The sequence below is a fragment of the Ginsengibacter hankyongi genome, assembly GCF_008710285.1.
Lineage (GTDB): Bacteria > Bacteroidota > Bacteroidia > Chitinophagales > Chitinophagaceae > Ginsengibacter > Ginsengibacter hankyongi.
In genome coordinates this window covers 133,974-148,020 of sequence record NZ_VYQF01000003.1, presented here as the reverse complement: position 1 = coordinate 148,020, position 14,047 = coordinate 133,974, and the positions used below count along the sequence as shown (strand labels likewise).

Below are 14,047 nucleotides of genomic sequence, written 5' to 3'. Positions count from 1 at the left end.
TTAATGCAAAAAAAAAGTAAGTATATTCGCACACTTAATTTTTTAAAGTTTGAAGAAAGGATTTGCGTGTTACTGTTTTCTTCTATTGTTTTTATATTGCGTGCCCAAACGAAAAAGGAATACAATTCACATAATTATATTACGGGTAAGGTTGTTGATTCAACTTCAGCGCAGCCGCTTGATTATGCAACTATTTCATTATATGCGCCCGGAAGCAAAACTCCTGTAAATGGAAGCACCACAAATGCAACCGGCTTTTTTTCAGTAAAAGATGTTCATGCCGGCAATTACAAAGTAGTAATTGAATTTATCGGGTATGTACCTTATACAATTAATAACGTCATAATAGATAAGAGACATTTATCTTTCAATTTAAAAACAATTTACCTGCAAAAAAGTAGTACATTATTAAAAACAGTTACAGTTGCCAGGGATGGAAATATTATTGAAAATAAAATTGATAAGATCGTATTTAATCCTGAGAACGATCTTACTTCACAAGGCGGTGTTGCTACAGATATTTTAAAGAAAGTTCCCCAGGTTTCTGTTGATGCAGATAGTAACGTAGAACTCGCAGGTAACTCAAGCATTCGGTTTCTGATAGATGGCAAACCTTCGGCAGCATTCGGAATTAATATAGCCAATGTTTTACAAACTATTCCTGCAAGCCAGGTAAAAAGTATTGAAGTGGTTACAAATCCAGGAGCAAAATATGATGCAGAAGGGTTAGGCGGAATCATCAACATTATTCTCAAAAAAAATAACGCCCAGGGTGTTAATGGCAATCTTTCATTAACCGGAAGCACCAGGCAACAAAACGGATCCTTCAATTTTAACACAAGAAAAAATAATTTTGGATTAAATGCTTTTGTAAGTGGTGGAGTAAGGTTAAATGCAACCACTCCGGTAACGTACACCCGTATTTCAAAAAACTCCACTAACCATTCAACAGATATTTTGCAACAGGATGGGAACTCGCGTTTTAACCGCCACGGTATCGAAACCGGCATCGGACTCGACTGGAGCTATAAGACGAAAAATAATTTTTCGGGTTCTTTTATTTACAATGGTTTGGGACGTAATAACAGCGGCATAATAAACCAATCGCAACTTACCACCGATGATGTAACAGGAAATATTATAGAAAATATTGCGGCTCTCAATAAAACAAGTAGCTCGTTCCGGTTTCATGACATTGATGCCGGTGTCAATTATAAAAGAACTTTTAATAATCCAGATCGCGACCTTGAGTTTGCTATAAATACTAGTTTTGGAAACGACCATACCAATGCCAGTAACATGCAGTTTGTTTTGCCGCAAACTTCGATTGTGCATGCAAGCAATGGTAATAATCCTGGTAGTGAAAATGAGACGGAAATCAAGGTCGATTACACAGAGCCAGTTTCAAAAAATATTAATTTGGGGACAGGCGGAAAAATAAGCTTTGATGATATAAAAACCGTTTCCGATATATTGGGTTTTCATCCCAATGAAAATAAATATTTCTATGACAGCTCTTTGTCAAACAATTTTAATTATCATCAAAAAGTATATGCATTATATGCAGAACTAAGTTTTCCCGTGGGCAAATTGTTTGATGCAAAAATTGGCGGCAGGTATGAACATACAAATGTCAATTCAACCTATTCTAAGCCAGTTCGTCAAATGAACCCCATGGTGACTTCTAATAGCTCTAATGATTATAACACTTTTGTTCCTTCAATTTTTATTTTAAAAAAATTAAATGATAATGAAACCATTAAATTTAATTATTCAAAAAGAATTGAAAGGCCTGACTACAGGGATCTGAATCCTTTTATAAATACAAGTGATCCTAAAAACATGAGCAATGGAAACTTATTTCTCATCCCGGAAATTGGAAACAATTATGAATTGAGCTATGATAAAGACTTTGCGAAAAAAGGGTCATTTATGATTACTGCTTTTTACCGGGCTAATAAAAATGATGTACAAAACTATATTGTTTATTATCCTGAATTAATGATAGGGGATTCGACTTATACAAACGTTGCCGTGAGTACACCAGAAAATATTGGAATTGAAAAAAATATCGGGCTAAGTTTTTTTGGTGATATAAACATAGCTAATAAACTTAATGTAAGAACAAATGTGTTTGGTTTTTACCGGCGCACGATCAACGTAATTAATGCAGGCTATAACTCTAACAGTTTTAATTATCGTTTAAATCTCAATGCAGCTTACTAGTTTTCAAAAAGTTTTGCGGGCGAGTTTTTTGGAAATTTTAATTCGGCCAATCATGATGTACAGGGTCGCATTCCATCGTATATCCTGTACAGTCTTGCGCTACGAAAACAAATCTGGAACAAACAGGGAAGCATTGCTTTAACTACAATAAATCCTTTCAACAAATACATCAACAGGTCAACATCCATATTTGGCCCGGGTTTCAATGTGAATGAACTTCAAAGAATTCCTTACCGCTCCATAGGAATAAATTTTACCTGGAAGTTTGGAAATTTAGAATTTAAGAAATCGAATAATGAAGGCGGTATTAACTTAAGCCCGCCTGCTGCAGATTAATTAAATTTAATAATCTTAAATATTCACTGAAATATTCTAAGCTATTTATCGTACGCTTACTCTGTTTACGGTAGTAGTTTTACTAACAGCACAGTAATTTCATAAGTAGCATAATTAAGCAGTAGCACTCTTGTGCGATGCTTCAGGTAGGTATATCTTTGTACCAGAAGTTGATTGATGTTCAACAAACATTAATCAAAATATCCAAATCCATTGAAAAGAGCCGTTTACCAATCCTTGAAAACCAAAAAAATCCGATATCAGTCAACTTCTAATTTTTATCCAATACCTGTAACAACCAAATATCCAAAAGAAAACTGACCTTAAGGTCGTATCCAAAGAATCCTTTTAAAACAATTTCCCCTGGAATTAAAATTATTCCTTAAAGGCCTGCAGTAACTTGCAGGCTTTTTTAATTTAATATCATTTAGTCTATCATTTATCTTTAACGTCGCATTATTCATGTTCCTTCACCACAAAATGATATTTCCCTGAACCAATATTTACAACAATATAACCATCGGCTGGTTCTGCAACTTTTAAGTCTTTTGCCGAGTTAAGAGCAACCCCATTTTCTGTAACTGAATTTATATTTTTGGCCGGAATGAATACCGTAGCCGTAGTGTTTACAGGTATTTCAACATCCATTATTAAAGAATTGTTTTCAATATTCCAGCTATTAGCAACTATTCCATAATAAGTTTCAAGACTTGCAGATACATTTGTAAAATTGCCACCTATATGTGGTTTTATTTTTATGTGTTTATAACCTGGTCCATCTTCATAAGTGTCTATACCAGCCATTGAACGATACATCCAATCGCCAATTGCTCCATAAGAATAATGGTTGAAAGAATTCATTCCCGGAGTTTCGAAAGTGCTGTCAGGTTTAATGCCATCCCATCTTTCCCAAATAGTTGTTGCGCCCATTTTTACAGGATATAACCAGGATGGATAGGTTTGTTGCAATAATAATTTATAAGCGATGCTATCATATCCAAAACGGGTAAGCACATGGCATAAATACGGCGTACCAAGGAAACCAGTGGTTAAATGATTATCATAACTTTTTACATTATCTGCCAGGCGTGCTGCCGCCTGGGTTCTTAATGATTCAGGTAACATATCAAAATTCAGGGCGAGTACATAAGCAGTTTGCGTGCCTGAAACAAGCCGCCCGCTTGGTGTCATATATTCTTTTATAAATGCATCTTTTATTTTTTGCAACAATGAAGAATAGGTTGCAACATCATCTTCCTTACCCAGCACTTTAGCTGCATTAATCAATAGCTGGGTTGAATGAGCATAAAAGCATTGTGCAATTAAATATTTGTCAGTAACTGCGGCTCTTCCATCATTATCATCTCCCGGCCTGTAAAACAGCCAGTCACCAAAATGGAATCCTGTATTCCATAAATTATTTTTGCTTTTCGCATGTATGTATTCAACCCAGCCTTTCATACTGCTATATTGATCTTCAAGAATTTTTCTATCGCCATACGCTAAATACATATTCCATGGAATAATGGTTGCCACATCAGCCCAACCGGCAGAAGCAACAGCATTAGGACCTAATACGTTAGGCACCACAAATGGCACGGCTCCATTTAGTTGGTCAGCAGCTACATCTTTTAGCCATTTGGCAAAGAAATTATTTACATTCATATTAAATGTTGCCGTGCGTGAAAAAACCTGGGCATCTCCTGTCCAGCCAAGTCTTTCGTCCCGCTGTGGGCAGTCCGTTGGAACATCTAAAAAATTTCCTTTTTGCCCCCATTGAATATTATGTTGCAATTGATTAATAAGTGCATTGGAAGTACTAAAGTTACCAGTCGGTTGCATATCCGAATAAAGTGCAACGGCAGTAAAATTTTCGGGCTTTAATTGCCCGGCATAACCTTGCACTTTTATAAAACGGAAGCCATGCCATGTAAAATGAGGTTCAAAAGTTTCTTCTTCTTTCCCTTTTAAAATATACGTGTCCTGGGCTTTTGCGTGGCGAAGATTGGCAGTATAAAAATTTCCTTCTTTATCTAACACTTCTGCATGCGAAATAGTTATGGTATCCCCTTCATTGCCTTTTACTTTTACCTGTACCCAGCCCACCAGGTTTTGACCAAAATCAATGACAGATTCTCCTGCAGGTGTTTTAAAAATGCGAACAGGTTTAAATGTTTCATGTTTTTTTACAGGCTCGTTTTGTGTTGCCAATAATACATCTTTAGAATAATCGGCGACAGTAACGTCGCTCCAGTTTCTATCATCATAACCGGGTATTGTCCATCCGGCTTTTTCATGGCGTGCATCATCTGTTTCGCCGTTATAAATTTCATCATAACGGATTTCGCCAGTTGATGATTTCCAGCTACCATCAGATATAACATTGCCTGTTGAACCATCGCTATAGGTTATATTTATCTGTAGCAATAAAGCAATATCCTTTCCATACACATTTATATTGTTACTAAAACCTATAATTCCCCTGTACCATCCGTTTCCTAATATGGCGCCAACCGTATTGGTTCCATTCTTTATAAGATTGGTTACATTATACACCTGGTATTGCAATCGGTTTTTATAGCTCGTCCATCCCGGAGTTAAATAAGCTCGCCAATTCGTTGGCCATTTATTGTTGCTTCATATAAACCATGTGAGGTTATATAAGCTGTTGCTGAAACAATTTTTTTATTAATTGAAAATTCCTTTCTGAAAACAGGAGAGGGGCGCATAATGGAATCTTCAATAAAACCAGGACCTATCCACTTTGCTTTCCAGTCGGTTGTATTAAGTAAAGCCATTTGCCAGGATGCGGGCTGGCTCCACAAAGCGGATTTACTTTTATTATTCCATGTGCGAACCTGCCAGTAATATTTTGTGTTTGATTGTAATTCTTTCCCTTTATACAATACATAAACTGACGAATCAGATAAAACTTTGCCTGAGTTCCAAACAAGTTTTTTATTTTTTAAAAGATCCTGCAGGTTATCACTTACACGAATTTCGTATGATGTTTGTACCACGTTCCGTTTATCGGAAATAAGCTGACAACTGAATCTCGGGCTTTTTACATCAATGCCTATAGGATTTACCTTGTTTTCTACGAGAAGATTTTGCGCCGAAAGCCTTATTGATGCTCCCATACACGCGAAAACAGTAATAATAAGTAACAGTTTTGTTTTAATCATTGTATGTTTTTTAAAAAGAGATTCTTCAAAATTTATGAAATATGAGTTGGTTTCAGCAATCTGTGGAAATACGATTTGTTTAATAAAGCTAAACTGATTTATAAAGCTTTCATCGAAAGTTTCAAATCATTTTATACTTGCCGGTTTAAATTGTTAACAATTTAAATTTTAATGTTGATAATTTTTGAAGGCAAGCATGATTTTTGCATGATAGTTCCACGTAAATTTAGAACATGGAAGAGGAATACCTAACACTTCAAACTATTTTCGACATTGTAAAAAATGATGCGAATCCCCAAACTTATTTATGTAGTGCCAGGGAAATTATCTTGCGCCAGTTTAATGGCTGGGATGTTATTCAACAACACCTGCAGCTTTTGGCTGAGAAAGAATTTGTTGTTGTAAAGCAACTTGATAAAATTGCAATATCTATTACGCAAAGCGGCATCGACAGGGTTAAAGCTGCTTCCTCTCACCATGGGCCGTTATACGGGGTGGCCAATAAAATTAATTAAGCATAAGAGTTAATGAATCAACTTTTTGATTCATCACACTAACAGGATTGAAGATTAAATTACCTGTTGATGTATAAAAAGAAGAGTATTGCAAGCCCTTCTAGTAAAGTTACCAGCAGAATTCCTTTGAAAGCATCTTTTTCTTCGTTTGTCTTTTCCATTAATGTGATTTTAAAATAAGCGATGTATATTTTTGTGGTTGCGGAGCAAAGTTAATTACAGGAGTCTATATTCCCAAAAAGCAAAATGATTTCTATTTATTAATTATAGTATGGCGCTGCGGTGAAAATAAAGAAATTTATTTCTGTTGGTAAAATTGTTTTACCCATGCCACCATCTGATTTTGTGTCATCTTACTATCGGCCGTTTCAACGCGTTTAATTATGGGGAGCTGTATTGATTCGTTAAGCATATATTTTTCAAGCTCTGTTTTTATTTTCGCTGGCCCAAAAAATACTACTTCATCTGTATCCTTAATTTCATTTACCACCTTTTTGAAATAATCCTGCAGATCATGAGTTTTCCTGGTGGCTTTTTTCTTCTGAACACCTGAAAATTGAATTCCAAATCTTGAAAACAATCTTTTTCCTCCGGCATCTCTTGCTCTCCCTTCTATGGAAGAGTTCACAATTTTAATATCTGCACTGTTTTTTTTAAGAAAAATAATAACGGCTTGTTTTGTGTCTATCCAAATGCCTGCTTGCTTTTTCATATTTCATCTTTTAATAAAAATATTATAATGATCTTGCCTGGAAAATGACTTCCCTCATTTTAAGTGATGATTCTACTTGTTAGATGGCTTCTGTTATGAACAGAATCATCCATTTCATTGATGCATATCATTCATCTTTCAAATAATTGTTACAAACTTTATTTAATGAATGAACCCACCAGTAATAATCCTGGCTCACAAAAACCGCCTTCTTCCGGAACAGGATTTAAGTTGTGGTGGATTTATATTCCGGCACTCTTATTATTGTGGCTTTATCCTTTGCTTAATAATTATTCGAGTAAAGAAATTACCTGGCAGCAATTTGAAAAAGATATGCTAAGCCGGAAAGCCGTTGAAAAAATAGTAATTGTTAATAATGAAAGGGCTGATATTTATATCAAGAAGGAAATGGTAAATGATTCTATGTTTAGCAAAATCCTTAAACCTTCAGGCGGAAAGAGTATTATGCCAGGGCCTCATTATTTCATGAATATTGGTTCTGTAGAAACATTTGAAAGGAAACTCGATGAGGCTGAAAAAAATTTTCCAATCAGTGAGCAAATTCCCGTGAATTATGAGAAAAAAACAAGTTGGTTTTGGAATATCATTGCATGGGTATTGCCCTTTATCTTAATTTTTTCGCTATGGAATATTTTGCTCCGGGGCCGCGGCGGTATGGGCATGGGAGGGGGCGGCTCATCTATTTTTAACTTTGGAAAATCTACGGCAACGTTAATTGAAAAGCAAAAAAGCAATATAACTTTTAATGATGTGGCTGGCATGGAAGAAGCTGAGATGGAAGTGAAAGAAATAGTTGACTTTCTTAAAAACCCGGAAACATTTACAAGATTAGGAGCAAAAATTCCTAAAGGAATTATATTAGTTGGATTACCAGGTACAGGTAAAACGCTGCTTGCTAAGGCGGTTGCAGGTGAGGCACAGGTTCCGTTCTTTTCTATTTCGGGTTCAGAATTTGTTGAAATGTTTGTGGGAGTAGGTGCATCCAGGGTACGTGATTTATTTAAGCGGGCTAAAGAAAAAGCACCATGTATAATTTTCATCGATGAAATAGATGCTATTGGAAGGTCAAGAGGAAAAGGTGCATTCATGAGCAGTTCTAACGATGAAAGAGAAAGTACACTCAATCAATTACTCACAGAAATGGATGGCTTCGGTACTAATAATGGTGTAATTGTTTTAGCAGCAACTAACCGCGCCGATATGCTTGATCCCGCTTTGCTAAGGCCAGGTAGGTTTGACAGGCATATTTATCTGGAACTTCCTAACATGAAAGAAAGGGAAGAAATATTTAAAGTCCATCTGCGCCCGATTGTATATGACACTACAATTGATGTACAATTTTTAGCTGCCCAAACACCCGGTTTTTCAGGAGCTGATATAGCTAACATTTGTAACGAGTCTGCATTGATTGCTGCCCGTAAGAAAAAAGATAAAGTAGGGCGTTCAGATTTTCTGGAAGCCATTGACAGGATTATAGCCGGTCTTGAAAGAAAAGGGAAAATCATTTCGCCTGCAGAAAAAAAGATAATCGCTTATCATGAAGCAGGGCACGCAGTAGTAAGCTGGTTGCTAAAAAGCGTTGATCCATTGATAAAAGTTTCTATTATTCCACGCGGAAAATCTTTAGGAGCTGCCATGTATTTACCCGAAGAGAAACAATTGCATAGTGAATCTTATTTTAAAGAACACTTATGTGCTACTTTGGGTGGAAGAGCTGCCGAAGAAATTATATTTGGAGAAATATCTTCAGGAGCTTTAGATGACCTTGAAAAAGTAACAAAGGAAGCATACATGATGGTTGTCTATTTTGGATTTGATAAAAAAATAGGTAATGTAAGTTTTTATGATTCAACCGGGCAAAGAGATATGGGTATTCAAAAACCGTATAGTGAAGAAACTGGTAAACTGATAGACGAACAGGTACGCGAGTTAATAAACGATGCTTACCGGCGAGCAAAAGATATACTGGAACAAAATAAAAAATCTTTGCAAAACGTTGCTGAACTGCTACTTCAAAAAGAAATAATTTTTAAAGAAGATTTGCAAATGATTTTGGGTGAACGCACTGACAAACAGGCAAGCCTACCCGAAATGGAAGAAAAGATAATACCATCTTCCATTGCCATTAGTAGTAATTTATAAATTTATTAAAATAACACTTCTTATAATACAGATATAAAATGGATTTACATTTTCAGAAATTCCAGTAACTTATAAATTAAAATTGCAGGCCAGACAATTGCTTTAAAAAAACCAAGTACACCCATGCCGAAAGATGTTGCATGTTGTATAAAATAAATTAACGCACCAATAAAAGCCAGGCCATATATGCTTCCTGAAACACCATTCGCATTTGTATTTCTTCTTTTTTGATAATTATTTCCGGAGTCTTTATCGTAGTAGCTCATGTTATTTATTTTTTATTAATGCCCAAAACCTGGACTGGCAAACTATTTTATTTATTATGCGCAATAAACAATGGTGTTTTTAATTCTTTTATTAATACATCTGCCATGCTTTCTCTAAACCATCTTGAAACCAAACCTCTCCTGTAGGCGCCCAGCACAATGAGTATATCGCCATGATTGCCCTTGAGATAATCAGGAATTTCTATTTCGGCAAGCCCTTGCAGTACTGTAAAATTTGCTTTAGGATAATGACGTTTCATAAATTCTTTCATGAGTTTGTTATCAGGAACATGCCGATCTTTTTTCATTCCTTTTACCGTAATCACTTCGGCAGGCAAATGTTTTAGTGGCTCAAGAATATAGCTGAACATTTTAATAGCATGTACAGATGAAGGCTCGCCATCGAAAAGCAAAACAATCTTTTTGATAGGCTCATACTTTTGTGGAACCAATAATACCGGGCATTGTACCTCCGTTAGTAAGTCGCGGATAAACCTGGTAGGAATCTCTTCTTCATAATGTGTTAGGGTTTCTTTGCTATCGATTATTAACAAGTCCGCATAAATGCTTTCATGCAATAATTCCTGTAGTGAAATGGAGCGGTCGTGATGTAAAGAATAATTGGTACCTGCTTCCTGGCATGCTGTCTCAAATTTTTTTGCCGAGATGTCTCTTGTCTTTTTATCTTTTTCTTCCAATCGTTCTACCCTCGATTCCAACACTCCGTTGTCCGCAATCAGTTCATACATCTTGTAACTATGGTAAGTAACATCATCCAAAAAAATTCCAACCGGAAACGTGTTGCTTTGCTTTGCAATATCGATTGCATAGTCCTTTGTACTATTTGAAAATTTAAGACCATCAAATGCAGCAATAAACTTTTTCATGTTATAGTTATTATTAATGATGAAACATAGAACCACACAAAGAGTTCGCAACGTTTACTTGTGTGTAATAAACACCGGTAGCTTATGATCTTTAATTACATCAATCACAAAACTTTTTTTAAGCATCCGCGAAAATGATGAACGCCCGAAAGATCCACTCACGAGGATTGCAGACTCTTTTTCACTTAACCATTTATCAAAAAATTTCTTTGGATTAATATTCAGCTTTAATATTGTTAAATCAGGAAAATGTCTTTCAGTCAACTCTTCTATATTTTTCTTTTCAGGAATTTCCTCACGCCTTTTTTCATTAGTATAAACCAACAACGTTTTGTTGATTGCCAAATCAGGAAACAAGTAAGCAAATTGTTTAATAGCATAAACAGACGATGCGCTGCCATCATACGCAAGGATATTGCTTTTTGGATAGTCGTATTTTTCTGGGATTACTACCACAGGACACTCCGTAGCATGAAGTACGTCCATTAAATATTCATTTGATGAAGTGGTGGCAATATTTTCAAAAAAGCTTTCACTTCCAATAAGCACGAGGTCGGCATAGCGGGTTTCTTTTTTAAGTTCCGGTAATGCCAAATCGAAGAAGTCTTTATGAACAGAATACCGGACGTTGTTATCTACACACATCTTTTCAAACCTTTCTATATTTTTTTTAATTTGCTTTTCTTCAAACTCTTCCACGAGGGGAATATAAAAAGGCTTCTCAATTTCAACACTTGCATAACTCCATAAATTATCATAAACGACCTGCGGAATAAAAATACCTGACAGAAGAATAGGGCTGACCTTATTCATCTTACGGGCAAATTCAAATGCACCTTCGGAAAAATTAGTTCCGTCAAATGCGATCAAAATTTTTTTCATACGCTTTTATGCAAACGTATTTCTTAAACAACGCCTTAACTATGACTATCGTCAAAATAATTACTAATCTCCGTCATAAAAAATGATAACAGAAAAGATAAAATTTGTTGAATCGTTATTTAAACCAAACTAGATAATAATGGCAAAAGCAACTCCATTAAATTCTTTTTTAGACCAGGCTGGCAGCTTATCAAAGTTCTCATTTCGCTTCTTGTGGCAATGGTTTAAACCACGCTATGAAGGGTCGGAGTTTTTGAGACAGTGTTACGTTATAGGATACAATTCATTACCATTGATAGGTCTAACAGGTTTTATAATGGGTCTTGTACTCACCATGCAATTGAGGCCCTCGATGATCGAATACGGTGTGGAATCGCAGTTACCTGCCATTGTAGGAATTTCCGTTGTGAGAGAGATTGGTCCAGTAATAACCGCGTTAATTTTTGCCGGAAAAATTGGTTCAAGTATTGGCGCGGAGTTGGGCTCCATGAAGGTAACGGAGCAGATAGACGCAATGCAGGTAAGCGGCACTAATCCTTTTAAATATCTCGTGGTATCAAGAGTATTGGCTGCAACACTTATGCTTCCTATACTGGTTATATTAAGTGATGCAATTTCATTATATGGTTCTTACATTGGCGTGAACATTCGTGGAAATACAAGCTTTAATTTGTTCTGGACACAAGTGTTCGATAATCTTGCTTTTTATGATGTGCTTCCGGCATTTATAAAAACATTTTTCTTTGGATTTGCCGTTGGTATTATTGGTTGTTTCAAAGGCTATAACAGTAATAAGGGAACAGAGGGCGTCGGCAGAAGCGCCAACTCTGCGGTAGTCGTTTCTTCTATTATGATTTTTATATTGGATTTACTTGCCGTACAAATAACCGATGTATTGGGCTTTAATTAAGTTCCTTTCGTGGAATGTATAGTTTTATTTATTTCCGCTAACATGTTAATCCAAAGAAAAATAATATGCAAATTTAGTTATCACTGATTGATGATGATTACGGAAAATAAAACGATACTAAAAGATGCGGTAGTAAAAGGTGATGAACCTGTAATGATTATTCGTAACGTGTATAAGTCTTTTGAGAATAACCACGTCTTGGTTGACTTTAATTTGGATTTGTATAAAGGTGAAAATGTAGTGGTGCTTGGTAAATCCGGATCGGGTAAATCGGTATTGATAAAATGCATAGTAGGATTATTGAAGCCGGATAAAGGAACTATTGAAGTGTTTGGTAAGAATATTCCGGAACTAAATGAGGCCGAACTTGACCAGGTAATTGCGAGGGTTGGATTTTTATTTCAGAGTAATGCGCTGTACGATTCAATGACGGTAAGAGAAAACCTTGAATTTCCTTTACGGAGGCACTGGATAAAAGTAACACAGGAGGAAGTAAATACAATGGTAATGAATGCGCTTGAAGATGTGGGTCTTGAGCATACGGTTGATATGATGCCCATAGAATTATCAGGTGGTATGCGCAAGAGAATTGCATTGGCCCGAACGCTGATTTTAAAGCCCGACATAATATTATATGATGAACCGACAACGGGGTTAGATCCTATTACAGGAAAAGAAATTATAAAGTTGATGGTGGACATTCAAAAGAAATACAATACATCATCACTTATCATTTCTCACGACATGAATTGCGTTCGCATGGCAAGTGATAGAATAGTTATACTGTTAGATGGTAAATGCTATGCAAATGGAACCTATGCTGAGCTGAAAAAAAATGAGGACCCTAAAGTGAAACAATTTTTTGAGTAATATTCAAACAGGTGCTATTATGGCAAAAAGAGCGATGAATAATGTAAAACTGGGAGCTTTTGTGCTGGCAGGTTTATTTTGCCTGATATTGCTATTGTATATGATTGGTAAAAACCGTAACATGTTTGGCTCTAATTTTATTTTAAAATCAAGGTTTGAAAATGTACAGGGATTAAAACAGGGTAATAATGTCCGTTATGCTGGTATTGATGTAGGCACTGTAAAAAAAGTAACCATTATCAATGATACATTAATGGAAGTGATAATGATAATTGATAATAAAATGAAAACCGTTATTCATAAAAATGCTTTGGTTTCCATTGCCACTGACGGTTTGGTGGGAAATAAAGTGGTGAATATTTCCGCAGTAAAACAGTTGGCTCCTTTAGCGCAGAACGGCGATATACTTGCGTCTAAGAGACCGTTAGATACAGACGAAATGCTGAAAAAACTTAATAACACAAATAATGATATTGGCAGCGTTGCTGAAGAATTGAAATATACTATACAACGCATTAATAACAGCAATGCATTATGGAGTGTTTTAAATGAAAAGGGGCTGCCGCAAAACCTGAAGTTATCAGCGATCAATATTCGCCAGGCAACTGCCAGGGCCAAAGACATGGCAAATGATTTATACGCCATTGTGAATGATGTAAAAATGGGAAAAGGCTCGATTGGATCAATTCTCACCGATACTTCTTTTGCTTACAATCTAAATGAAGCTGTAGTTAAAATAAAATCTGTTGGGGATGAAGCTGATTCGCTGTCCCGTCAGATAAGTGATGCAGTCTCGGGAATTCAACGTGATGTAGATAGCGGCAAAGGAACTATACATTCATTATTGAAGGATAGTTTACTGGTTATTAAATTAAATAAAAGCCTTGATAATATTCAGCAAGGCACCGATGGTTTTAACCAGAACATGGAAGCCTTAAAACACAATTTTTTATTTCGCGGTTATTTCAGGCGACTTGAAAAACAAAAAATAGGAATTAAAAAGGATCAATAAGCACTAAGAATAAAAAACCTTATATAATAAAAATTATAAGGTTTTTTTTGTCATAGAAAACACGACGGGGAATAAATCTTATA

At 35.7% G+C, this 14,047-nt stretch carries 11 protein-coding genes and 1 pseudogene; 6 read left to right on the top strand and 6 right to left on the bottom strand.

Translation table 11 applies throughout. The annotated features are described in order from the left end of the window. Positions 1-3 precede the first annotated feature (3 nt). Positions 4-2,562: pseudogene (locus FW778_RS12935) on the top strand (TonB-dependent receptor domain-containing protein). 456 nt (positions 2,563-3,018) lie between these two features. Here FW778_RS12935 and FW778_RS12930 read toward each other — a convergent pair. Next, entirely contained in the window at positions 3,019-5,130 is a 2,112-nt protein-coding gene (locus tag FW778_RS12930) for an alpha-L-rhamnosidase (protein ID WP_235906248.1), read from the bottom strand. A 29-nt stretch (positions 5,131-5,159) separates the two neighbouring features. Continuing rightward, positions 5,160-5,747 carry a glycoside hydrolase family 78 protein gene (locus tag FW778_RS23495; protein WP_235906247.1) on the bottom strand — a complete coding sequence of 196 codons (588 nt, stop codon included), beginning with the start codon at positions 5,745-5,747 and terminating at the stop codon, positions 5,160-5,162. Between the two features lie 233 nt (positions 5,748-5,980). Here FW778_RS23495 and FW778_RS12925 point away from each other — a divergent pair, with 233 nt between their 5' ends. Further along, complete coding sequence (locus FW778_RS12925) at positions 5,981-6,262, top strand: hypothetical protein (protein ID WP_150415135.1); 282 nt, start codon at positions 5,981-5,983, stop codon at positions 6,260-6,262. Between the two features lie 298 nt (positions 6,263-6,560). Here the strand turns inward: FW778_RS12925 and FW778_RS12920 are convergent, their stop codons facing one another. Continuing rightward, entirely contained in the window at positions 6,561-6,974 is a 414-nt protein-coding gene (locus FW778_RS12920) for a hypothetical protein (RefSeq protein WP_150415134.1), read from the bottom strand. Positions 6,975-7,139: 165 nt separating this feature from the next. Here FW778_RS12920 and ftsH point away from each other — a divergent pair, with 165 nt between their 5' ends. After that, on the top strand, positions 7,140-9,137 hold the full coding sequence (gene ftsH, locus FW778_RS12915; protein ID WP_150415133.1) for an ATP-dependent zinc metalloprotease FtsH: 1,998 nt from the start codon (positions 7,140-7,142) through the stop codon (positions 9,135-9,137). A gap of 44 nt (positions 9,138-9,181) precedes the next feature. On the opposite strand, the gene FW778_RS12910 is transcribed toward ftsH, so the two are convergent. From FW778_RS12910 to FW778_RS12900, 3 genes are read right to left on the bottom strand one after another with little or no spacing between them, the layout of a single operon-like run. Beyond that, on the bottom strand, positions 9,182-9,403 hold the full coding sequence (locus FW778_RS12910) for a hypothetical protein (RefSeq protein WP_150415132.1): 222 nt from the start codon (positions 9,401-9,403) through the stop codon (positions 9,182-9,184). A 47-nt stretch (positions 9,404-9,450) separates the two neighbouring features. Beyond that, entirely contained in the window at positions 9,451-10,290 is an 840-nt protein-coding gene (locus FW778_RS12905) for a universal stress protein (protein ID WP_150415131.1), read from the bottom strand. A gap of 54 nt (positions 10,291-10,344) precedes the next feature. Next, complete coding sequence (locus FW778_RS12900) at positions 10,345-11,172, bottom strand: universal stress protein (RefSeq protein ID WP_150415130.1); 828 nt, start codon at positions 11,170-11,172, stop codon at positions 10,345-10,347. Positions 11,173-11,311: 139 nt separating this feature from the next. Here FW778_RS12900 and FW778_RS12895 point away from each other — a divergent pair, with 139 nt between their 5' ends. The 3 genes from FW778_RS12895 (at position 11,312) to FW778_RS12885 (ending at position 13,964) form a co-directional block, all read left to right on the top strand. Continuing rightward, on the top strand, positions 11,312-12,082 hold the full coding sequence (locus tag FW778_RS12895) for an MlaE family ABC transporter permease (protein WP_150415129.1): 771 nt from the start codon (positions 11,312-11,314) through the stop codon (positions 12,080-12,082). Between the two features lie 90 nt (positions 12,083-12,172). After that, positions 12,173-12,952: an ABC transporter ATP-binding protein gene (locus FW778_RS12890; protein ID WP_317132379.1), complete on the top strand. Its 780-nt coding sequence runs from the start codon at positions 12,173-12,175 to the stop codon at positions 12,950-12,952. Between the two features lie 19 nt (positions 12,953-12,971). Then, positions 12,972-13,964 (top strand): MlaD family protein, encoded by a 993-nt coding sequence (locus tag FW778_RS12885; protein WP_150415482.1) that lies wholly within the window; start codon positions 12,972-12,974, stop codon positions 13,962-13,964. Positions 13,965-14,047 lie beyond the last annotated feature (83 nt).